Annotated in this window: 27 protein-coding genes; 19 read left to right on the forward strand and 8 right to left on the reverse strand. The window is 60.6% G+C overall.

What is annotated here, in order from left to right:
* The first annotated feature begins 2 nt into the window (after positions 1-2).
* On the forward strand, positions 3-1,673 hold the full coding sequence (locus EV665_RS19000; RefSeq protein ID WP_162853104.1) for a caspase family protein: 1,671 nt from the start codon (positions 3-5) through the stop codon (positions 1,671-1,673).
* Positions 1,673-3,220 (forward strand): caspase family protein, encoded by a 1,548-nt coding sequence (locus EV665_RS19005; RefSeq protein ID WP_064330192.1) that lies wholly within the window; start codon positions 1,673-1,675, stop codon positions 3,218-3,220. Before EV665_RS19000 ends, EV665_RS19005 begins: the two co-directional genes overlap by 1 nt.
* A 163-nt stretch (positions 3,221-3,383) precedes the next feature.
* On the opposite strand, the gene EV665_RS19010 is transcribed toward EV665_RS19005, so the two are convergent.
* The gene (locus EV665_RS19010; RefSeq protein ID WP_133035280.1) at positions 3,384-3,596 is read right to left on the reverse strand and encodes a hypothetical protein; all 213 of its coding nucleotides are present in this window, start codon (positions 3,594-3,596) and stop codon (positions 3,384-3,386) included.
* Positions 3,597-3,768: 172 nt separating this feature from the next.
* On the reverse strand, positions 3,769-3,978 hold the full coding sequence (locus tag EV665_RS19015) for a hypothetical protein (RefSeq protein ID WP_133035281.1): 210 nt from the start codon (positions 3,976-3,978) through the stop codon (positions 3,769-3,771).
* A gap of 192 nt (positions 3,979-4,170) precedes the next feature.
* Between EV665_RS19015 and EV665_RS19020 the strand changes: the two genes are divergently transcribed.
* Positions 4,171-6,072, forward strand: a complete 1,902-nt coding sequence (locus EV665_RS19020; protein WP_133035282.1) for a potassium transporter Kup — start codon at positions 4,171-4,173, stop codon at positions 6,070-6,072.
* 281 nt (positions 6,073-6,353) lie between these two features.
* Complete coding sequence (locus EV665_RS19025; protein WP_133035283.1) at positions 6,354-6,548, forward strand: DUF2934 domain-containing protein; 195 nt, start codon at positions 6,354-6,356, stop codon at positions 6,546-6,548.
* Between the two features lie 296 nt (positions 6,549-6,844).
* On the opposite strand, the gene EV665_RS19030 is transcribed toward EV665_RS19025, so the two are convergent.
* Positions 6,845-8,041: a tyrosine-type recombinase/integrase gene (locus EV665_RS19030; protein ID WP_133035284.1), complete on the reverse strand. Its 1,197-nt coding sequence runs from the start codon at positions 8,039-8,041 to the stop codon at positions 6,845-6,847.
* Between the two features lie 201 nt (positions 8,042-8,242).
* Here EV665_RS19030 and EV665_RS19035 point away from each other — a divergent pair, with 201 nt between their 5' ends.
* The 6 genes from EV665_RS19035 to EV665_RS19060 all read left to right on the forward strand — a co-directional run bounded on the left by EV665_RS19035 (position 8,243) and on the right by EV665_RS19060 (position 12,251).
* Entirely contained in the window at positions 8,243-8,452 is a 210-nt protein-coding gene (locus tag EV665_RS19035) for a helix-turn-helix transcriptional regulator (protein ID WP_133035285.1), read from the forward strand.
* The gene (locus EV665_RS19040; protein ID WP_133035286.1) at positions 8,449-8,967 is read left to right on the forward strand and encodes a hypothetical protein; all 519 of its coding nucleotides are present in this window, start codon (positions 8,449-8,451) and stop codon (positions 8,965-8,967) included. Before EV665_RS19035 ends, EV665_RS19040 begins: the two co-directional genes overlap by 4 nt.
* Positions 8,968-9,055: 88 nt before the next feature.
* Positions 9,056-9,241 carry a hypothetical protein gene (locus EV665_RS19045; RefSeq protein WP_133035287.1) on the forward strand — a complete coding sequence of 62 codons (186 nt, stop codon included), beginning with the start codon at positions 9,056-9,058 and terminating at the stop codon, positions 9,239-9,241.
* 82 nt (positions 9,242-9,323) lie between these two features.
* A complete protein-coding gene (locus tag EV665_RS19050; protein WP_133035288.1) occupies positions 9,324-9,503 on the forward strand; it encodes a hypothetical protein in 180 nt (59 codons plus the stop codon).
* The gene (locus EV665_RS19055) at positions 9,478-11,067 is read left to right on the forward strand and encodes an AAA family ATPase (RefSeq protein WP_133035289.1); all 1,590 of its coding nucleotides are present in this window, start codon (positions 9,478-9,480) and stop codon (positions 11,065-11,067) included. The genes EV665_RS19050 and EV665_RS19055 overlap by 26 nt, the downstream gene beginning before the upstream one ends.
* 185 nt (positions 11,068-11,252) lie before the next feature.
* Positions 11,253-12,251 carry a DUF4062 domain-containing protein gene (locus tag EV665_RS19060; protein WP_133035290.1) on the forward strand — a complete coding sequence of 333 codons (999 nt, stop codon included), beginning with the start codon at positions 11,253-11,255 and terminating at the stop codon, positions 12,249-12,251.
* Between the two features lie 52 nt (positions 12,252-12,303).
* Here EV665_RS19060 and EV665_RS32870 read toward each other — a convergent pair whose 3' ends face one another.
* The gene (locus tag EV665_RS32870; RefSeq protein WP_245507762.1) at positions 12,304-12,807 is read right to left on the reverse strand and encodes a DUF2934 domain-containing protein; all 504 of its coding nucleotides are present in this window, start codon (positions 12,805-12,807) and stop codon (positions 12,304-12,306) included.
* Here EV665_RS32870 and EV665_RS19070 point away from each other — a divergent pair, their 5' ends adjacent.
* From EV665_RS19070 to EV665_RS19100, 7 genes are all read left to right on the forward strand, one after another.
* Complete coding sequence (locus EV665_RS19070) at positions 12,808-14,277, forward strand: hypothetical protein (protein WP_133035291.1); 1,470 nt, start codon at positions 12,808-12,810, stop codon at positions 14,275-14,277.
* A gap of 312 nt (positions 14,278-14,589) precedes the next feature.
* Positions 14,590-15,057, forward strand: a complete 468-nt coding sequence (locus tag EV665_RS19075; protein WP_133035292.1) for a hypothetical protein — start codon at positions 14,590-14,592, stop codon at positions 15,055-15,057.
* Positions 15,057-15,992 carry a hypothetical protein gene (locus tag EV665_RS19080; RefSeq protein ID WP_133035293.1) on the forward strand — a complete coding sequence of 312 codons (936 nt, stop codon included), beginning with the start codon at positions 15,057-15,059 and terminating at the stop codon, positions 15,990-15,992. The genes EV665_RS19075 and EV665_RS19080 overlap by 1 nt, the downstream gene beginning before the upstream one ends.
* Positions 15,985-16,404: a hypothetical protein gene (locus EV665_RS19085; protein WP_133035294.1), complete on the forward strand. Its 420-nt coding sequence runs from the start codon at positions 15,985-15,987 to the stop codon at positions 16,402-16,404. Before EV665_RS19080 ends, EV665_RS19085 begins: the two co-directional genes overlap by 8 nt.
* A 96-nt stretch (positions 16,405-16,500) precedes the next feature.
* Positions 16,501-16,992: a hypothetical protein gene (locus EV665_RS19090; RefSeq protein ID WP_133035295.1), complete on the forward strand. Its 492-nt coding sequence runs from the start codon at positions 16,501-16,503 to the stop codon at positions 16,990-16,992.
* Between the two features lie 349 nt (positions 16,993-17,341).
* A complete protein-coding gene (locus EV665_RS19095) occupies positions 17,342-17,560 on the forward strand; it encodes a hypothetical protein (protein ID WP_133035296.1) in 219 nt (72 codons plus the stop codon).
* Entirely contained in the window at positions 17,557-18,051 is a 495-nt protein-coding gene (locus tag EV665_RS19100; RefSeq protein WP_133035297.1) for a thermonuclease family protein, read from the forward strand. The genes EV665_RS19095 and EV665_RS19100 overlap by 4 nt, the downstream gene beginning before the upstream one ends.
* Here the strand turns inward: EV665_RS19100 and EV665_RS19105 are convergent.
* From EV665_RS19105 to EV665_RS19115, 3 genes are all read right to left on the reverse strand, one after another.
* Positions 18,048-18,509, reverse strand: a complete 462-nt coding sequence (locus EV665_RS19105) for a hypothetical protein (protein ID WP_133035298.1) — start codon at positions 18,507-18,509, stop codon at positions 18,048-18,050. The two genes, EV665_RS19100 and EV665_RS19105, sit on opposite strands and share 4 nt — an antisense overlap.
* A 250-nt stretch (positions 18,510-18,759) precedes the next feature.
* Positions 18,760-19,488, reverse strand: a complete 729-nt coding sequence (locus EV665_RS19110; protein WP_133035299.1) for a hypothetical protein — start codon at positions 19,486-19,488, stop codon at positions 18,760-18,762.
* Between the two features lie 269 nt (positions 19,489-19,757).
* A complete protein-coding gene (locus EV665_RS19115) occupies positions 19,758-19,973 on the reverse strand; it encodes a hypothetical protein (RefSeq protein ID WP_133035300.1) in 216 nt (71 codons plus the stop codon).
* An 83-nt stretch (positions 19,974-20,056) separates the two neighbouring features.
* Between EV665_RS19115 and EV665_RS19120 the strand changes: the two genes are divergently transcribed.
* Both EV665_RS19120 and EV665_RS19125 read left to right on the forward strand, forming a co-directional pair.
* Positions 20,057-20,293, forward strand: coding sequence for a hypothetical protein (locus tag EV665_RS19120; RefSeq protein WP_133035301.1), 237 nt, complete (start codon positions 20,057-20,059; stop codon positions 20,291-20,293).
* Positions 20,290-20,583, forward strand: a complete 294-nt coding sequence (locus EV665_RS19125; RefSeq protein WP_133035302.1) for a hypothetical protein — start codon at positions 20,290-20,292, stop codon at positions 20,581-20,583. The genes EV665_RS19120 and EV665_RS19125 overlap by 4 nt, the downstream gene beginning before the upstream one ends.
* Positions 20,584-20,853: 270 nt before the next feature.
* Here EV665_RS19125 and EV665_RS19135 read toward each other — a convergent pair whose 3' ends face one another.
* Positions 20,854-21,639 (reverse strand): hypothetical protein, encoded by a 786-nt coding sequence (locus EV665_RS19135; protein WP_133035304.1) that lies wholly within the window; start codon positions 21,637-21,639, stop codon positions 20,854-20,856.
* Positions 21,640-21,810 lie beyond the last annotated feature (171 nt).

Genomic DNA, 21,810 nt, shown 5'->3' on the forward strand with positions numbered 1-21,810 from the left:
GGATGCTGCCTCCCCTGCCGGAGCATGCCCGCTTTTCCTCGAAGAGCGAGAGCGCCTTGACCGCCCGGCTCCCCGCATGGCCGGGCGCAAGACCGCGCTGCATCCTTGCCGGAGCCGCCTTTGCGCTTTCCCTTGCCGCCGCGCTGCCGGTGCCGGCCTTTGCCGCGCAGACCCACGCGCTCGTCGTCGGGGTCGACCAGTATCCCAACGATGTCAGCCTCGACGGCGCGGTGCGCGATGCGGAGGACGTCTCTCGCGCGATGAGCGCGGCGGGCTTCACCGTCCGGAAATTCACCAATGCCGAGGCGCGCAAGGACGATATCCGCAAGGCCTGGATCGATATGGTCGCGGCGGCGGCGGCGGGTGATACGATCATCTTCACCTATGCCGGCCACGGCGCGCAGATGCCCGAGCTCGTCGCCGGCGACGAGGCCGACGGGCTCGACGAATTCCTCCAGCTGCCGGGCTTCGATCGCAACCGTTATGCGGAGACCTCGAACGAGATCATCGTCGACAACGAGATGAACGCCTGGTTCGGCGAGGCGGAAAGCAAGGGCGTGCATGTGCTCTTCGTGTCCGACAGTTGCTTTTCCGGCGGCATGAGCCGTTCCGTCACCGGCAAGAGCCGGCTTGCGCCCGCCGTCACGGTCAAGCTCGCGCCGCCCTCGCAGGAGGCGCTGGCCGGCGCCAACCTCAAGGAGATCGATTTCAAGCAGGTAACGGTGCTGGCCGCCTCGCTGGAAAGCCAGCCGACGCCGGAGGTCATCATCGACGGCGAGCCACGCGGCGCGCTAAGCTGGAGTTTCGCCCGCGCCGTGGAAGGCAGCGCCGACCGCGACGGCAACGGCGTCATCACCCGCATCGAGCTGGAGGACTACATCTTCTCCAACGTGAAGAACCGCTCGGAAGCCCTGCAGGTGCCGAACTTCATGCCGCAGGTCGCCCGCTCGGAGAGCGAGGTCGTCGTCACCCTGACACGCGGCATTCCCGTTGCGGCCAACACGACCGACACAACCACCGATACCGGCAGCACCGCAACCGTCACGCAGAAAACCATCAAGCCGGCCAAGGACCTCGGCTGGACGGGCAGCATCGCGCTCCAGATCGACGGCACCGCCGACAGGCCGAAGAACGCGGACGGCGCCGGCACGCCCTATCGCTGGGATGTGGCGAGCGGCGTCTTCTACACCCCGAACGGCGACGTGGCGGCGGAAAATGTCGGGGCGGACCGCATCCAGGCGGTGGTCGACAAATATGTCCTGCTCGACTTCCTGAAGGCGCTCGCCAGCCAGAACCCCGGCTCCGTCTCGCTGACGCCGGTGAAAGACATCTACGCTGCCGGAAACCGCCTGCGCTTCGACGCTCCGCCCGGCCGCTATCCCAACATGCTGGTCTTCAACCTTGCCAATACGGGCGAGGTGCAGTTCCTCGACATGCAGGTGGCCGGCACCGCCAGCGCGCAGTTCAAGCTGACCGATGTCGAGGTGGTCAAGCCCTTCGGCGCCGATCACCTGATCACGATCTGGACCGCGGAACCGGTCGACGCGATCGGCGCGGTGCTCGCCGACAAGGCCGTGACATCCGAAACCCTGCTGAAGGCGCTCCTGACCCGGCTCGACGGCAAGGAGGCGAGCGTCGCCATCCAGCCCCTCTATACGCGGGAAACGCTCTGATGATCCGTTATGCCGCCGCTCTTCTCCTCTCGCTCTGCCTCGTTTCCGGCGCCAAGGCGGCCGACCGGGCGCTTCTGATCGGCATCGGCACCTATGCCACGCTGCCCGAGAAGATGTTCCTCGAAGGCCCGAAGAACGACGTGCCGCTGATCGAGAAGCTGCTCAAGGAGAAGCAGGGTTTCGCCCCCGAATCGATCCGCATCCTGCGTGACGCGGATGCGACCCGGGCCGCCATTCTCGCCAGCATCGACGAATGGCTGATCGCCGGAACCCAGCCCGGCGACCGCGTCTACTTCTACTTCTCCGGCCATGGTCTGCAGGTGAAGGACCAGAGCGGCGACGAGGAGGACGGGCTGGACGAGGCGCTCTCCACCTTCGACATCGCCGCCGGCGACGGCGACTGGACCAATGTCATCCTCGACGACGAGATCGACGCGATGCTCGCCAAGCTCAAGGACCGCGCCGTCTCCATCGTCATCGATGCCTGCCATTCGGGCACGATCTCGCGCTCGCTCTCGCCCAAGGTCGGCGAAGTGCTGGAAAGCGCGCGCTTCCTGCCGCGCCCCTTCGCCAAGCCGGTGGAGGCGGTCAAGACGCGCGGCCTGCGCATCGACGTCGCGGTGGTCGACAAGCCCGAAATCGCCAAGCAGAACGGGGTGGAGGCCTGGAGCGCCGCCTCCTCCTACCAGGTCGCCTGGGACGACACGCGCCTGCCGCCGGACGAGCGCCACGGCGTCTTCACGCTTTCCTATGTGAACGGCCACGAGATCACCGCGGGCGACAGCAACGGCAACGGCATCGTCTCCAATGCCGAACTGCTCGAATATGTGAAGAAGCAGTCGCAGACCTATTGCGCCGCGCAGACCCAGTGCCAGGCTCTCGACCCGCAACTGGAGGTTAACTACGCCCTGCTCGGCGCCAGCGCCGTCACCCCGACCGCCGACGCCCAGCAATACCAGCAGCCGCAGACGGGCGGCGACACCCAGCAGCAGACGCCCGACTACGGCAAGGTCGAGGAGGTGAAGGTCGAGAACACCCAGCAGACCGCCTATGTCGCCGCCGACCCGGTGGATGCCGTCGGCGATATCCTCGGCAAGGCCGAGACCGGCGACGTCAAGGTGGCGCTCTCCTCCGGGTACCTGAAGACCGGCGACGTCTTCCGCATCACCGTGACCAGCAGCACGGGCGGGCACCTCATCCTCTACGACGTCGACAAGGAGGGCAAGGCAACCCAGATCTTCCCGAACGAAGCGGCCCGCAAGATCACGCCGCTCTCCGCCAATGCCCCGCTCACCATTCCGGACGATTATTACGGCTTCGATTTCGAGGCGGAAGGCCCGAGCGAAAACGTGCTGGTCGCCATCGTCATCGCCGACGACGTCGACCTCACCAAGGTCGCCCCCAACGACTACGGCCTGACCAAGGAACTCGACGCCCGCACCACCATCGCGGACATCGCCGGCACCTTGCAGCAGACCTGGACCCGCGACACGGAAAACCGCAGCGTCAACTGGTCGCTCGGGCTTTTGAAATACGCGGTCTACTGACAGCGCCGCCGATCACGAGGCCTGCGCCGCGTGCGAAAGCGACAACCGGAACCAGAAGAATGAACCGTTCCCTGTCCATGACGGCCTCGTTGCGCTCTTCGACCATAGTCGATCCAACCCCGCAGCAATGCGTGCGGACTGGCGATGTCGTCGGGCGCCGCTTCTAAGCCACGACCCCGATGGACTGCGCCACGGACGAACCCTTCGCGATGCTCCGCTCTTGGTCACGCGCCTTGACCAAATGGACCAGGCTACTTTGGATGGCGGCCAGCTCGGCATATGCGTCCTTGTCGTCTCCGAGCTTTGGAATGAGTGTGCGTCGTACCTCAACAAGGCGATCCAGCGCCCTCTCGATATCGTCCACGTAGTTCGACATTTCTTCCTCCCTCTGATTGCAATAACTTCTCACCGCTAGACCTGGTTGTCCAGAGGCGCTCGCCAGGCGGGAGTCGCTCGACGGCATCGCTGCCGCGGCCGACGTCTGTTCAATCACGCTGAAGCGGTACATGGGCAAAGACCCCGGCTCGGGGGGGGCGGATTGTCCATGTTCAAGTCGTCATCGACGCTTTCGGCTGAGACGGCACCCCGGTTGCCGGCGGCTTCCACGAGCGTCCTGTCTCCATTTCCATGGCGGACAAGGAGAGCTGGTCCTTGCTTTTTATGTTGCGGCGCGCAATATGCGCGGCCGGCCGCTCAAGGGCGGCGTCCAACAGGAGTGTCAGCGATGGTCCGCCGCGGAGCCATTCGCCGGTGATCACCGTTTTTCCTCGCCAGGACCTGCGACAGCCTCATGTCGCATTCGCGCTTGCGCACTTCCTGCCGGGCCTGTCGATGCTCGAGTCCTGCAGAACGCCTGCGCTCACCCCCGCACGCTGGGGGCTGTCGTGATGTCGGCAATCCTCCCGTTCTTCTTTTTCCGCTGAAAGGCTGGCTTTAGAGCCCGAACGCCCATGCAAGCACATGCCGCAAGTGCCTCGCATTCCCGCAGCAGGTCGCGCACGCTGTTCCTTCTCGCCCTCGGATCCGTCGGCGTCGTCTATGGCGACATCGGCACGAGCCCGCTCTATGCTTTTCGCGAGGCGCTGCGCCCCATCTCGCAGAACGGCCTCGTGCGCACGGAGGTTGTCGGCCTCATCTCGCTGATGATCTGGACGCTGACGGTCATCGTGACGATCAAATACGTCCTCTTCCTGCTGCGCGCCGATAACCACGGTGAGGGCGGCACGCTCTCGCTCCTCGCCCTGCTGACAAAAGCCACGAAAGGCCGCACGGCGCTCTTGTTCTTCCTGGGGGCGGCCGGGGCCGCGCTCTTCATCGGCGATGCGATGATCACGCCTGCGCTCTCGGTGCTTTCGGCCGTCGAGGGTGCCAAGCTGGTGACGCCGACACTCGCCGACTACGTGGTGCCGATCTCCGTCGTCATCCTCGTCGCGATGTTTGCCGTGCAGTCCTGGGGCACGGCAGCGGTGTCGAAGTTCTTCGGACCGATCACCGCCATCTGGTTCATCGTCATGGGCCTTGCCGGCCTCAACCATATCAGCGACGACCTCGGCATCCTCGCCGCCTTCAATCCCTACTACGCCATCATGTTCATGTATAACGAGGGCTATCTCGGCCTCGTCGTGCTGGGCGCGGTTTTCCTGACGGTCACCGGCGCGGAGGCGCTTTACGCCGACCTCGGCCATTTCGGCCGCCGGCCGATCCAGTGGGCCTGGTTCTGCCTGGTCTTTCCGGCGCTGACGCTGAACTATCTCGGCCAGGGCGCGCTGGTGCTCGCCCATCCGGAGACGATCGGCAATCCGTTCTTCCTGATGTTCCCGAAATGGGCGCTGCTGCCGGTCGTCATCCTTGCCACCGCCGCGACGATCATCGCCAGCCAGGCCGTCATCACCGGCGCCTTCTCGCTGACGCGCCAGGCGATCCATCTCGGCTTCCTGCCGCGCATGGAGATCTATCACACGTCGGAAACCCAGACCGGGCAGATCTATCTGCCGGCCGTCAACACGGTGCTGCTCTTCGGCGTGATGCTGCTGGTCTTCCTGTTCGGCTCCTCGGAGGCGCTGGCGACCGCCTACGGCATTTCCGTCACGGGCGCGATGGTGGTGACGACCGTGCTCGCCTTCGAGTTCCTGCGCATGCGCTGGCGCTGGACGCCGCTTGCCGCCGGCGCCGTGCTGCTGCCGCTCTTCCTTCTGGAGCTCACCTTCCTCGGCGCGAACCTCCTGAAGGTGCATGACGGCGGCTATGTGCCGGTGGCGATCGCAGCCGCCGTCGTCCTCGTCATGTGGACCTGGACGCGCGGCACGCGCATCCTGCGCGAGAAGACGCGCCGTATCGAAGTGCCGCTGCCGGCCTTCGTGAAATCCGTGGAGAAGCAGGGGGCGCATGCGCCCGTGCAGGTATCCGGCACCGCGATCTTCCTGACCAGCGATCCGGACTTCGCCCCCGCCGCGCTGCTGCACAACATCAAGCACAATCATGTGCTTCACGAGCGGAACTTCATCCTGACGGTGCGGACCGCCAACACGCCGAGGGTCATGCCGGCCGAGCGCTTCTCGGTCGAGAAGATCTCGGAGCGCTTTTCCTGCATCGAGATGCGCTTCGGCTTCATGGAGATGCAGAACGTCTCCCAGGCGCTCGGCCTGATGCGCAAGGCGGGGCACAAGTTCGACATCATGTCCACCTCCTTCTATCTCGGCCGCCGCAAGCTGGTGCCCGATGCGCAGTCGGGCATGCCCATGTGGCAGGACCGGCTGTTCATCGGGCTCGCCAATCTCGCGACCGACCCCTCCGACTATTTCCGCCTGCCGACCAACCGCGTGGTGGAACTCGGCTCGCATGTCGTGATCTGATGAAAAGTGGTTCTGTTTTCCGCATACTGCGCCGGCATCACCATCGTGCATCTGGTGCGGACGCTTTGATCCGACCGATCCGGCCCACTAGCCCAATGGATGGAACAGAGGATTTCTAGCCTTCAGGGTCCGAGTGGGCGGCATCCGGTTGGAACATCTGTTTTCAGTGAGAGTTCCGCTCCCAGCAAAGGAGAGCTCCCATGAACCGGATCATCTATATCGTCGGACTAGTCGTCATCGTCCTGATCGTCCTGTCCTTCTTCGGCTTGAGGTAAGCGGCCATGAACGACGAACGCGAAAGGCGGATCAAGGCGCGCGCCTTCGAGCTATGGCAGCAGGAAGGGTCGCCTGACGGGCGCACACTGGGCCATTGGCTTCAGGCGGAACGGGAAATCCAGGAAGAAGAGGCGGAAGCCGCGAGTCGGGATCAGGCAGGGGTGGTCGGCTTGGCCGCTGCGGCGAATCCGACGCATTGAACCGCAACCGGAGGACAGGAAATATCAAACCGCCTGACTTGAGGGGCAGGCGGTTTCTCATGCGTGCGCCATGTGCCGCAAATGCTCGCAAAAACGCGGCAAGCGACGGCAAATTCAGGTAACGTGTCCCTGGTATTACAGCTTACCGCATCGAATTTATTGAGACGTCTGTGGTGAGCGCGCAGGGATTCGAACCCTGGACCTACTGATTAAAAGGCTTTATGAGAATGCCGGAATATCAGTCGCTTTATTGCTTCATGCGCCATTTATGCGCCATTGAATTCTCGTAAGACCTGTCAAATGCCGTAAAGCTGTGACGCGATCTTGTCCATGGCCGCGCCGTGATCATCGGACGGAAACATGTGCCCGTATCGCGACATAGTGATTTGGAATGTCGCGTGTCCAGCAAGTGTCTGCACGGCCTTGGGCTGCAGGCCAGCTTCGATCCAGGTTGAAACCGCGAAGTGCCTCAGCGCGTGCCACCCGAGGGCAGGGGCTTCTGCCTTTGCAAGGATCGGCTTGAAGCGACGCGTCATGAACTGCGTATGCCGCGTGAAGCCGCCGTTGGAATCCGGAAAGACAAAATCGTCATCCCCGTTGAATTTTGATACCTTACGACGGGCCGCAAGTTCATCGGACAATGCTTGGCTGAGGGGGACGGTTCGCCGCCCGGCACCAGACTTGGTAGTGTCGAACTCCCCGAATGCGTCGAGGCGGGTTTCTACGGTCACGGATCGGCCAGACAGATCGAGATGCTTCCATCGAAGCGCCCATTGCTCGCTCGCCCGCAGGCCGGTTGCCGCCGCGAACTTTATGCGGAGAGCATAGTCGTTTGCCTCGGCCGCGCGCTTCCTAAACCGCGCTTCGGCCTCCGGCCCAAAACCTCTGGGGGCGTCTGGCATGTACTCGGCTGCCGCTTTGATTACCTTCGCAAGCACGGCTTTGGATGGCGGGACGACCTTCTCAGACCCCTCGCCACGCTTGCCGAGTACGCGCACACCTTTTGCAACGTTTGATGCGACGAGATCCTGCCCAACGGCGAACTGAAGGGTACGGGACAGTGCACCGATAACCCGGCGCACCGTCGGAAGACCGACGCCATTGTCCTTCAACCTGTCGACGAGATCGGTGACGGTACGGGCCGTCAGTTCGGCCAGCTTGGTGTCGCCGATCTCGGTTTCGACGTGCGTGCGTAACTGCCCCTTCGTGTTGCGCAGGTACATCGTCGTAACCTGCTCGCCCCGACCATGGCGCTTCTCGAGGTGGATGACGTAGGCGTCAATCGCCTCCTTGACAGTCTTGGTTGCCGCTTCTGCGCGGAACGCCCCAGTGCTGATCTGTCCCTCGACCTCGACGCGCCGTGCTTCGGCTTCGCGCTTCTTGGGGAACTGCTCTTTGTGTCGCTTTCCGGACCGGTCGGTATACGCCAGTGTCCAAGCCTCACGCTCCTCTCCCTTGCTGGTGGTCCATCGCCTTTTAGTGATTGTCGCCATCGCCCTGACTCTATACTGATAATATGGCGCACACCATATCGTGGAGCATGATGAAAAACAAGGAAAGCCTCGCAAATTAATTTCGCTAATGGAAACATGCGAGTACCATTAGATTAGAGAAGTTTAATGTATAAAAGGTGGATTAATGGTAGCACATATTCAATGTGGGGAGCGGTTCCCCACGCCAAATGGAGGGACGACATGAAGCACGATAACGATAATGACCCGACAATCCTGATGGGGGCAAAAGCCATCGCTACCTACCTCGGCGTGACGCAGCGCCAGGCGTATCGGCTGGTGTACGAATGTGGGCTGCCACACTTCAAGTTGGGGGGCACCGTCGCCGCCCGGCGGTCAACGCTTGCTCGGTGGCTGGATGAGCAAGAAGCCGGCGCGAGGGCGGTGGCATGACCCAGCTCGCATCAAACGCCCTATCCGTCTCCGCCGAATCCGTCCGCGAGCTTGTCGAGGCCTCCGATCTCCTCGCCAGCCAGTCCATCGAGAAAGCGCTCGAAGCCGGCCATCTGCTGATCGCCGCGAAAGCCGAATGCCGCCACGGCGAATGGCTTCCTTTTCTTAAGCGCGCTGGTGTCGGCGAGCGTAAGGCACAGCGGTTGATGAAGCTTTCGGCGTCCGGGTTGAAACCGTCCGCGGTGTCGGGTTTCGGAGGTATCCGTGGTGCGCTGGAGTTTCTGACAAGAAGGGCGAAGGCGGCAAGGCACTTTGACGAGGCCCTCGCGAGCGTTTTGTCGGGCGGGTACGGGACGGCAGAGCTGGAGGCCGCTCTTCTGTTAGAGGATGAAATGATAGAGATGTTCCCCGAGGAGAAGCGGGGACCACTACGTCGGCACAGGCCTGAGCACGACGTCACCTCCATCTTGAAGCGCATCGCGCAGATAAAGACCGACGAGCCGGAAGCCGCCTAACCATCCATCTAACCCCGCCCTATCACCACCACCGCCCCCACCGCCCCATTCGGCGGTAGCGCCCTCGTGCGCAATCTAGGAGGAAGAAATGACAGAAGAACTTGTGCAAGCCGAAGCCGACCTCGACGCCTTCGAGGCAGAGCTGTGGCGCCGGATCGGCCTCGATCCGGATGGCTCGCCTGACGCATACCTGAATGAGGCTCAACTTCAAGCGACCGCAAAGCTCGAACGACTGCGCGACCGGGTTTCGTTGTTGCGCTCCGAAGCCGCCTAACACAAGGACCATCATGAAAATCTTATCGCTCAGACCCGCGCCGCCAGGCAGCGGGAAGCTTGTCGCTCGCCTAGATGTCCAGATGGACGGCCTGCGGCTCTACAATCTCTCCCTGAAACAGACCGGTTGCGGCCTGCGTGTGTTCGCGCCGTCCGCGTTTGGTAGCGCCGTCGCTACCTTCACCCACGAAACATCAGCGGCGCTGATCGCGCTGGCCATGGGAGAGTTAGACCGTAATGGCACCAATTACCAAGCAGCTTGATACCAACATCGAAGAACTGCGGGGAATGCCTCCCCCGCTTAGTAACCCGGCCCCAGACAGCCATGAGAAGATTGTTTTCGGCGTTTATGACCGTCTGCTCGACCACGGCCATGCTACGGTGAACGTCGTTCTGGCGCCGGCGCTGCCGGACGGATCACCGGACTTTGGACACGCCGACCCCACCAATCTGGAGATGCTGCCGGGCGACATCTGGCCAGACAATCCGCAGGACGCGAAGCGCGTCAGTATCGTAGTTGACGAAATCGACGGCTGCGATCCAGCAACGTCCATGCTGGTATTCTTCAGCGACTTCGGGGATCCCTTCATGGAGCAGATCGCAGGCCCAGAGGTCGACGGTGACATCGCCATGCGCATCATCGGCCGCGATATCGGCGCCGCGCCCGCAATCGCAAGCGCACCCACGCCGTTGTCGGAATCGATGGCTAAGCTGCGGGAAGAACTATTCCCGCCCATCCCGGCGAATGACAACGTGCCGGGCGCGCTCCGTCTGGTCAACCCCGCCGACTGGTTCGGCCGCCCCGTTCCGACACGGGAATGGTACGCTGAGGACCTCATCCCGAGCCGCCAAGTCACGATTGTCAATGGGGACGGCGGCGTCGGGAAATCGCTTTTGTCGCTTCAGATTGCGGCGGCTGGTTCAATGGGTGTCGATACGCTCGACATAGGTCCAGTTGCCGGCCGCGTGCTCTATGTCGGCGCGGAAGACGAGGAAGAGGAGTTCTGGCGCCGGCTCGAGGACATCACCGTGGCCCACGGCAGAAGCCTTCGAGACCTGTCCGAATTTCGACTCGTTCCGCTTGCCGATCGTGATGCGCTTCTCTTCGTTCCGGACCGGGCGGGCAATATGAAGCCGACGCCGTTGATGGAGAAAGTCATCGAGGCCGCCGCCGACTTCCGGCCGCGGCTCATCGTGCTCGACACGGCGGCCGACCTTTACGGCGGCGACGAAATCAAACGCGGCCAGGTCCGGCAGTTCATCAGCGCCCTTCGGCAGATCGCAATTGGGTTTGATTGCGCCGTGGTGCTTCTGGCTCACCCGTCGCTTCAGGGGATGCAATCTGGCACGGGGTCATCGGGATCGACGGCGTGGAACAACAGTGTCCGCAGCCGCCTCTACCTCACGGCCGACAAGGACGACCCGGACCTCCGCGTCCTGTCCACGATGAAGGCAAACTATGGCCGGAAGGGCGGCGAGATCAAGCTGCGCTGGAAGGATGGGGCATTCGTGTTGGATGACGGGAAACCAACGGCGGCGTCGGTGATGGTTCAAGCGCAAGCTGAACGCGTGTTTCGCGACGCTCTCTCCGCCATCAATCGGACCGGCGACCGCGTTGCCCGAACCAAGGGAGTGAACTATGCGCCAAAGATTATCGCAGCGCGGCCAGAGGGCGCCGGCGTAACTGTGAAAGCGCTCGAAGCCGCCATGCACGCGATGCTTTCGTCCGGTGAGGTAAAGGTCGTGATGGAAGGTCCGCCTTCGAAGTCACGTCAGCGGCTCGTACTGGCATCGGAAGACTTCGGTTCCGATAGGCATGCCGCGTAGTCTACCACCCCCTGTTCCACCCTACTACCACCCCTATACCACCCCCCTGTTCCTTCCACCCCCTATAACCCCCTGGGGGGTGGAACACCCACCCCCGGCTGGGACCGGGGTGGAATTCCACGCCCTGACTTGCATCATCTGTGCTCGCGAGTTTACATCGCATTTCACGCAATGCAGGGTTGGACATGGTTGACAAGAAGTATCAGGTTTTCGTCTCGTCGACGTTCCGGGATCTCGTTGAGGAGCGGCAGGATACAATCAGGAACATTCTCGACCTAAACCATATCCCCGCGGGAATGGAGCTGTTTCCGGCCGCTGACGTCGAGCAACTTACGTACATCAAGAAAGTTATCGATGAATGTGACTATTACTTGCTTATCGTGGGTGGAAGATATGGCTCACTTGATGCCGAGGGCATCAGCTTTACGGAAAGAGAATACGACTACGCAGTCGAAACGGGCAAGTTTGTCATCGCGTTTGTGCATGGCGAACCTGGTGCGATTTCGGTCCAGAATAGTGATGTGAAGCCCAAGCTCGCCGCTTCCCTGAACGCGTTCAGGGAGAAGGTGATGAGCGGACGGCTAGTTCGTCAGTGGACCAACCGGCAGGATTTGCAGCTCGCCGTACTCAAATCCCTCATGCATTCGTTCACCGCATATCCGCAAACTGGCTGGATCCGTGGTAATGCCGCAGCCAATCAAGAAACTCTGGAACAGGCCAACGCCGCTCTCCAGGAGAACGTCCGTCTCAGAGCTGAACTGGCAAAAATGAGAGCAGAACCGACAGAGAGATTTCCGGACATAGCGGACTTAGATGATGAGGTAGTGATCAGATATTCTTACAAATATAAGAGCTCTTCAGGCATTCGGTATCCTGATACTAATGCGAAATTTACCTGGAGAGAATTGTTCTTAGGTCTCGCCAGCAATCTCTCGACGCCGCGCACTGAGGGAATCATACTCGATGCTTTGACGATGGCGACAGAACAAAAGGGGGAGCGGACTCCGTTTCGAATAAATTCAACAGATAGGGCGACGATCAAGATTCAATTCATTGCGCTGGGCTTAATCTCCGCGCGAGTCTCAAAGACGACAGACGGCAAGATGGCAGAATTTCTCACCCTGACGGAACGAGGTCAGCAGGTTTACATATCCAACAAAGTAGTCCGAAAAGATAAAGACTAGCTCCGCCTTTGAGCGGTCGGATAGTGGCTGGACCTCCTCGCCTACACCCGCATCATCGCCCACCCACCTTCCGCTTGCCATCGCCAACCTTCACCACCGTCTCCGGCTTCTCGCGCTCGATCTCGCGGCGTGCAGCGGCGTCCGGGGCATTCTGATCTATAATCGGATCGGTTTGCGCGACCTCCGCTTCAGCTTGGAGCCAAAACTCCTCGCCATCTCCTCGGGGCGATCCTGCGGCTTGCCACAGCTCGTACGCGCGACGTCGAATTCGATCTTCCCTGTTGTCCATGGGCACCTCCGCGGCCGAAAACGTCTTGTTGTGATTTTGGTTCCAAAGCATCGACCGATGATCGCGATCATACTTTTCCGCAGATGTCAATAGAAAAATCTTGACAAATTTGTAAAACGGTACTACATTTAGAATAGCGGTTTGATGGCCGCGATTCCACATCAAGCTCGCCGCTTCGACGGCATTGCGCAAGACCGAGAACCGGCGGCGCGTCACCATGGCCTTGAGGCCAACTTCGCCCGTTTGGGCACACTGGGGAAAATCCATATGACATCTTCGACCGCCCGCGGCACTGCCGCGGACCGCTGGAACCGTCGCGACCATATTCTTCCGGGGCAACGCCTTTACAGCGACCGCGCCACAGCTCTTTGGCTGGCCGGCAAGCAGCCTCTTGCCAAACTTGAAAAGCCGCTTCCACTCTCCCCGGAAGCCGAGAACGCGCCATGGATTCCAGAGCGATTTTTGGACCTGCTCGTCGACGGAGACAACGTCGCCGAGTCCGGTCGGTATGTTTCCATATCCGAACGCCTGCGCCGCCTTTTCGGCATCGCCCTCCATTTTACTGCCATCCGCGACGGCCTCATAGTGCCTTCACGGTACGTTCGCCTTCAAGGCTCCCCCGTGCCCATGGAGAACGACGGGCCGACAACCGCATGGCTCGCTCGCGCTATGGCTATTTGGGCCACCCTGCCGGCAAACGATTCCGATATCTTCGACCGCGCTGCTTCGACGGAAAAGCCGAAGAACGGCCACCTCGCGAGTGACTTAGGCATGCTGTTGACGTGGGCCAGGATGCGGAAGCCCCTCGATCTCGACGGCACTAACTGGATGCGGCACGACAACGACAACTACGCCGAAGGTGAAGACCGGCCTGCTTCGAATCTTCAGCGGCGAATGCGCCCCGGCTCCAGCGATGCCGAATTGAAATCTTACATCGAGAAGGCCGGGCCGTTGGGAGTTCGGAAGCACGCTCGCCTCGGCGGTGGGGGCGCCTGGGAGGTCGAGCCGACCGACGTCACCATGCAAACGGTGCCGGACGATGCCGGCAAGCTCCACCGAACCGTCGTGCGTGCCGGCAAGCTCAGGATTGCAAACGGCAACACTAAAATTCAAACTAAGAGCATCGAGGCGGGCAAGACTAAAATCAAGATGGTGCGCGCCGAGGCCGGAACCATCCTGTGGCAGGACGACAAGTTTGGCGAGATGCTAGGCCCTGAGCCGAACCCCGCCGAGAAGGTGCGCGCTGCGTCGTACTGGTCATCTCTTTACAAGGTCGACCGTTCGTCCGTGGTCGAGACCGGCGAAGACGGCAGCGAGAAATTACGATTCCTCCCGCGCGGCAAGATGCGCCGGAAGGTTCGATTCACGGCAGAGGACCATGCCGTACTTCTGGCTGGTCCGCGACCGCCGGTCACGCGCTACCCGGACGGCCTGCCTCTCGGGTCAGAGGACATCAGTGCCTCCTTCGTTGGCGGATGGATTTCCAACCCGAAAGGCAAGCAACCAGCCGAACGTTGGGAGGACATCTCCGACGAGTTGGCTCGGCAGGGCGAATTCAAGCGCTGGGCAGCAGCCCTTCCGGCGAACGAGCGGAAGGCTCTAAACCTCGCCACCACTGCGGCGAATCTGCAGGAAGTCGGGGAGGTGTTCGGCAAGAAAGAGAAGACGGCCGAACGGTTCGGCAAGCGCATCTTGAAGGCCGCCAACGACAATCTTAAAAAACTTGCTGCCGCCTAGTCCCCAAAATGCATCTGGGCGGCAATACAGGTAGAGGGCAGAACGCGCAGCCTCCACACGGACACAGCAGGCGCCAAGCCCTCGAGCTCTTTGCCGCCCCCAGCGGCCCTTCTTATTCCAATCGCGCCGGGCCTCTTCTCCCCGGCGCGATCTCCCCGTGTGCGCGTCACCGCGCACCGGGCCGATCTCCGTGGATCGCGGTTTCTCAGACAGGCCGCGATCATCTGACCGCTCTGCCCGCACTTGGCCGCAGGCAGAGCGGTCTTTTTTTTACCGGTCCATTCCCCAACCTTCAAATATTCAGGAGCAACAATGCGCCTTCACGAAGCCGCGCAACTCATCACGCATCATCTTCGCCGCGGCCCTGGCCGCATACAGACCATAGCCGCCCGCCTGCAGGATGCCGGGCTTCTTTCGAAAACCGAGGGTAGCCGGCGATATCCGGACGACATCAGCCACGACGAGATCGTCATTTTGTTTGTCGCGGCCATCACCGAAACGAGCCTCGGCGCAGCCGCGACAACTACGTCGACCTTCGCCGCATTGGCCGACGGCGAAGGCACGCGGTTCGATCAGGCAGTTGCGGACCTCCTATTCCGCGAGGATGTTCCCCCGTCCGACATCGCGGTCCACATCGACCCGCCGGCAGCCACCATCGCAATCGCCGGCCAGGTTGTCGTCTTCGGCGCGGATGAGCCCGCCAGTGGGGCTATCTCGGCCAGATTCGTCGACGCCCACACCATCGCGGCACTGCGTGCCGATCTCCGAAAGGAACCCTAATGTCTAAAGTCACAAAATTCTTCGGTCTTGGCCGCCAGTCGTCCGGCGATCTTGCGGTCGCGCTCGAAAAAGCCAAGGCCGAACTGGAGGCTGCGGAAGCCGCAGTGGTTGCCGCGGACGAAAAGTATCAGGGCAGTTTGCTGTCCGAAGATGCTGCAGCGCTCCGGCGCTTGGCGGACGCAAAAACCGATGCAGTCATCACCGTCGACATCTGCCGCGCCAAGATTGCAAAACTGGAACGCCAGCATGCTGACGCCCTTGAGGCCGAAGCCGCTGACCAGCGCCAACGCCGTTACGACGAAGCTAAGGCCGCATCCGAAGCTGCTGAAAAGCGGTTGCGCAAGGAGTACCCCCGCGCCGCACTAGCCATCCGCGAACTTCTCGCCGAAGTCGCTGCGGCTTCCATCGCCGTACGCGAGGCCAATGCGGACCTTCCGGACGGTGCGCCGGCCCTCGCAGGTCCAGAGCACTCGCGTTCGCAGGCCAATCTGTATCAGGAGGTTCTGACTGAGGACGTGGTCGATCTCTGGGCCACGATCGATAGCGCTTCGCCCATCGATTCTGCACTTCAGCGCCACGTCCGCACCCGCGAGAAAGGGTGCCGCGGCCAGATGCGTGACCGCTCTGATACTGACGAAAATCCGATGACCTACGGAGTGGTTCAGACCGAACACGGGACGCTTGAGGTTGTTCTGAAGCGCTTCCGCCGTAGGAAATTCCTTCCCGACCAGGGTGGCCGTCACATCGGTTCGCTCGCCAGCGAAATCGTGCTCCCGCCGCTCGACGCCGACGCCACACCGTTCTGGAGCCCTGCCCATGATCAGCGAGATGCCGCATCGCAGGCTGCGGCCGAGCTGAAGCCCGCACCGAAGCGCGCCGAGCGCAGCCCTGAATATGAATACAGCCTCGCACCCAAGGAGACCGCCAATGTCTGATGATGATCATCGGAAACAAATGGTGGCCGCCGCGGCCGTGGCTATGGCCCAGCGTAACATCGCCATTGCCAAGGCGCGCTACGGATATCAGCCGCCCGAACGGCACGCCGCTCCGGTCGCATCGGCGCCTGCGCCAGCCCAGGCGCGCAATGACGTTCTCGTGAAGGAAGCAGCCAGACGCCGTGCTGAACGGGAGGCCGCAGAGGCGGCAGAGACGAAGGCGACCATGGCGCGGGTGGTTGCCCGCCTGAACGGGAAGGAGGTCAAGGACCCCAGCCGCCTCCAACACGGCTGGGACAAGGTGGTGTCGGAGTTCAACAAGCGCAACGGCGCCGTCGCCACCGAAGAGAAGCCCGCGGAGCTCAGTGGGTGGGCCAAGGTCGTCGCCGAGATGAACGCGCGCCACCGGTAGCCCCTACCTTAGGGACCGTACCCGCCGCCCGGACCGCTATCGGGCACGCAGGCCTCGGCCCTGACAAATTAGGCTGCTCTAAAACAGGTTGACAACTTGACAAATGCACCCGCCCAAACGGGAAATCAGGCCCTTTTTGCCGCCTACAAGGGCGTCTCAAGACAAACTGTAACCGACTGGAAACAAAAAGGAATTCTTGCTTATGCCGACGACGGCAAGGTGGATTTCCTCGCCACCGATCAGCGCCTGGCCGATCACGGAATTCGTCAAGTTGCGGACACCGAGTTGACACAAGTGACGGCGATCGACGGCGAACTGCTCTGGTCGCGGGCCGACGCCGAAACCGTCAAAGAGAACTTCTCCGCCCGTCTGAAGCAGCTCGAATTCGAGCGAGAAAGCGCCCGTTTCGTCACCATCGACGACGCAGCCGGGCACATCGTCGATGAATTCGGCATCGTCCGTCAGCGGTGCCGTTCCATTGGAGCTGAAGTTACCCCCAAACTAGTCGGCATGACGTCCGCTTCGGAAATCAAGGCGCTAATCGACGAGGCTGTCGTCGCGGCCTTGGCTGACCTGTCGGCCGTTTGAACTCAACCCGCATCAACCACCGAAGAGCACCAGCGGCGGCACCCCGATCGCCATCACCCCGGCGACGATCAGCGCCGCGGCGGCCACGAGTGTTTTGTCGTTCTCGCGTAGGCGCTTCCCAAATTCGAGCATCTCAGCCTCCCAAAAAGGAAATCTGAGCTCGAATTCCGGAAGCCGCACTTTGTTCCACGAGCGCTAACCAGCGGCACTTCATCCCAACTATTGCCCGCCCTCGCGCGGGCCGCGGCGGCGCCATAGCACAACTTAGTTGTGAGCCAATTTAAGCGATTATCAAAGGTTGAAATCTTTCCAGGTACATCGCAATATATTGCGAACTGGGGAGGGGCTCATGAAAATCAACGCCGCCATGATCGCACTATGTCTTCTGTTCCCGCCGACGCTGTCTCTTGCAGCAGAAGGTCCTTATGAGATCGCGGCAAGCGGTTGCGGCTCGCGAGGCGGACCGGGCTGGCGTATCAAGTCCACCGGCAAGTGTGCCAGCCACAAGAACCTCCGGAAAGCGTGTGGCAATCCACCATCCTCAAAAAAGTGCACGAAGGAAGCATGATCCGCATCGGCTTAGCCCTCTTTTTGATTCTGGCATCACCCGCCATGGCGCAAACCGTGGAGGGGCGCGCCTCCGTGATCGACGGCGACACGATCGACATTTCAGGAGAGCGCATTCGGTTTAACGGCGTTGACGCGCCGGAAAGCTGGCAGCGCTGCAAGGACGCGATCGGAGACGAGTACCGGTGCGGCAAGGAAGCGGCTTTCGCACTTGATGAGTGGCTCGCGAAATCACGCCCGACGCGGTGCGAGTTCGTCGAGCGAGATCGCTACGGCCGGATGGTCGGTAATTGCTTTCGCGCTGACGGCTTGTCTGTGGCCACTTGGCTGGTCCGCAATGGCTGGGCGCTGGACTGGCCGCGCTATAGCGACGGAGAGTTCGCTGAAGCCCAGGCTGAGGCCGAGGTGGCAAAGGTGGGGATCTGGCGCGGCGCGTTTGAGCAACCATGCGAGGTGAGGGCGAAGCGGGCCAAGCGGAAGGCTAGTTGTTAGCCGTTGCAGGCAATCATTCGAGCCAGCGTCGCCCCCTCGATGTTGATAACATACCGCTGGCCATCAATTGATCGCCACCTGTAATCAAAGGTCTCGATTTCGCAATCAGAATTCAGTGGCTTCCTTTCGTTTTGAATCGTGAAGAAACCACTGTATTCGCCGTCGCTGCTGAACGGCATTGTGGAAAAGAATGGCGCCTGTAAGTGCTTCACCCGCAGGTTTGAAACAGCTTGATTTTCGGTCAGGATTCGATCGATAGTTTCTTTGCTTGACTGCTTCGCCTCAGCGTTCGTCGTATACATTGTGTAGCATAGAATTGCCGTCCCGATCGCAATATTTATTAAGATATTCTTGACTAGCGCCGCCTGCGTCAACGTTCCTTTGCTATAGCGATATAGCGAAGCCGCTATAACCAACACGACAATGATCTGCGGAATAAAGAAAAACAGCAGGTCCAACGGACGCCCCTCCCGACGGTCTTCGCATTTTTCACAACCATAGCGCGCCGCTCCCCGTCGCGCAAGGAGCCCCCATGTCCGGACCAACACCAATGATGCTTGGGTCGTTCGCCTTCGAGGCGCTCGGCTTCGGCTTCAACGGCCTTCAGCGCCGCGTTCAGACGCGCCGGACGGCACGCCGGCAACGCCTGCGGAATGGGCTAAGACTCGCCGGTATGGGCGCACGGACGAGAATTAGGGGTTAGGCCTGCTAGTAGTAGCTTTCAATATTAACCTCAAAGCCAAGGTGCTCAAGCACCTGAGCACCAAGCCTCGCTAAAGTGCGGTTGCTGACCTCTGGCCGTCCGTTGTGATCGAGCTTCGGTAGTTGGTATTCTCCCGTCCTAAAGCTTTCCTTCAGGAGATTCAGCGCTACCAGCTTGCTTACCGCGTGATCGTAATAAGCGCGCTTCGTAAGAGTCTGCTGTGAAGACCCCATGGTGAGAGGTTCTGATATGTCTAGAACGGCAGCGTGTTGTTTGTAGTAATCACTGCCCCATCCGTACTGCGGAAGATATCTCGCAAGAATGAGGATTTGGCGTTCATCCAATTCTTTGATGATGCTCAATATCGTTCTAGCATCGGCAGCGGCCAGGTCATCTCCGGTCAGTCCGCGGCTTACGACGGATACGATGTATTCTCTACGCTGATCCGTCACAGCCCGCGCTGCTTGGAAGGCACCTTCCTCGAAAAGGTCGATCTTCCATGGATTAGCTAGATCTCTCATAGCCTCGTTATCTATGACGGCATCGAGACGTTCCGAGAGCGCCTTGATATAAGCCTCCACTCGCGCTGATCTTTGGTTCGGAATCAGCGTGCTGACGACTTCAGAAAGAAACGCTCCAGCGACTGGAACCGCCCCTAAACCACTTCGCGCAAGAAATGCCACGGCGTCCCATGCGTTCGTCTTCGGCATGCCGTTATTTTCATCGTTCGACATGAGGTCTCCATGAACACGCTTAGGCTGATCTCTTCCCTTCTACTCTACCCGTGTGCCGCATTGCTAGTCTACGGTCTCGCACAGCTGGGCGAGCCCACCTCGATTTGGCTCCTTAGCCTCGTGGGCATCAACACCCTTTAATGTCGCTTCCTTGCTCAGCAACGGCGGCAACGGGTTGCTGAGGTTGCCGCGCTGTGCCTGGCCGAGCGCCGGGACGTCCGACCCGCAATGGCTGTTTTTTGGCGGAAAAGGGACCCGTCCTGGGGGGCCTACCACTCGTGGTCCGGATCGACCATGAAGACGGGGACGGCTGACCGGTCGCCCGTCGCCGCGACGAACAGATCGATGCACCGTTGCCGCTCTTCTTCTATGGCATCCACGATCATTGGAACCGGGTCTTTCTGGCCTGCGGCCAGGTGCCGGGCGGCGATCGACCATGCTGTCCGCTCCGTGGTGGACCGGAAGACACTTGTGGGTTCATCCATGTCGTATCTCCTGCATCGCCTCGTGGGCGCGCACCATCTCCATCTTCGCTTGCGCGAACGTTACCAGTGAATACGGAAGTCCAATGATCAAGATAACTCAGATGAATCCGTCCTCGGGACGCATTTGCTGCACCTTCACCGCAGAGATCGGCGGTCTCGTCCTGCCGGGCTGCGCCCTGATCCGCCGAGGCGATGGGTATTCCCTGTCCGTGCCGCGGATTGGTGCGCCTGGGGAGACCCGGCCGGCACCTCTTAGCCCAACACAACTGGCCGAACTCGAGCGAGTGGCCATCGCCCATCATGAGGAAAAAAGAACATGATTAACATCACAAACATGCGCCCCGGACCGGGCGGCACCAAAGCGATATTCGATGTCGAGATTGACGGCTGGACGGTCCGCGAGTGCGTCATTGTCGAGCGCCCCGACGGCAATCTCGCGGCGCTGCCACCGGCGCTTCGGGATCGTCGACGGGCCGTTCAGGTGCCGGATCACCTATGGTTCGATTTCGTGAATTCTGCCAGGTCGGCATATCGACGGATTCGCCGTGACGAGAAGTGGGGCGAGCTCTGCGAGGGCGGAGAAGAGGCATTGGAAAAGGCGGGGATATGATGCTCCTGGCACGTTCGACAAGCCTGTTCCCCTGTCATTCACACGCCTCAATCTCTTTCTTGAGCGCATCCACGCGCTTTTTTGACTTGCACACATTCTCGCAGGGTATTCCGTCGTCGTCCCTGTCTGCGCCGGAGTAGCCTTCACACCACATCTCGACGGCTTCTGCGCAGGTCTTTGCGGCCTTACAGCTTTGCGCGTGTCCGGCGGCAGATGTGAAAACTACCAGTGTGGTGATTGTGGCGATGATTAGTTTCATGGTGGCTGACGCTAATACGAGGACGTTAGGAGGCCCTTAACGTTTATCCCGGACGGGCCGTACAAGAGCTCTCCAGATGCGCAAACCAAATCTTCATCCGCGCCAATGTTGAGCATTTCTGATCTCTTGATGCGCACAAGGGCGACCAGTTTGTCGTGATATTTTCCGCCGCTTGCAATATCCCTTCCGCTGACTCCATTGTATGTCGCAGCCATGCTCAAAAATACAGTATTGATCTCTAGCATATCGCATAGTTCGTCGATGACCATTACTTCGGCAATGTGGTTCAGTACGTTTTCCTGTTTGGAATTGCGTGGCTTCGCTTTGGCTACGATAACGGCCTTTTTCTCACTGGCTATGTTCTGTTCCGATTCCGTTGAATGCCCGCATTGCCGTGCTGCACGGTCCGCCAATCGCTGCACGCTTTTCGGGTCTGCTGAGAACGGGCTGCTAGCACTATCGAACGGTACTGCCTCTTGGTCTTCGCCCAGCAGTTGGAGTTTTCCGGCAGCTAAGTCACGCGCCGCACGCTCGTTGATCGTGAAGAAGGTCTGATTGTAATAAGCGATCACGCCGGGCCACCGCTTAGAGCACAGGAGATTGACATCCTTGTGCTCCACCTTGATCTGACCCAAGATGAACTGGGCAACCTGAACGGATTCAAAGTCCCTGATTGTGTTTTGATCGCCTGACGACGTCGTTGTCGAAACCACGACATCGTAGGGGTCTATCGTCGCCTGCCCAACGGTAGGACATGCGGAGGCGAAAAGAAGCACCAACAGGAGACTGCGCATCATCTCACCCCATCAGATAGCACTAACTCAATCTAGAGGTGAAGAGATATTGCCGCAAGGCGAATTTGTAACAGCCTCACCGCCCCACCTTAGCCAGCACGAAATCATTGGCCTCCCGGTTGCCGCACCGCGTGCACCGCAGTTTCGGCTCGAGGGTGATGATCATCCGTGCCC

This window comes from Shinella granuli (assembly GCF_004341885.1).
GTDB classification, from domain to species: Bacteria; Pseudomonadota; Alphaproteobacteria; order Rhizobiales; family Rhizobiaceae; genus Shinella; species Shinella granuli.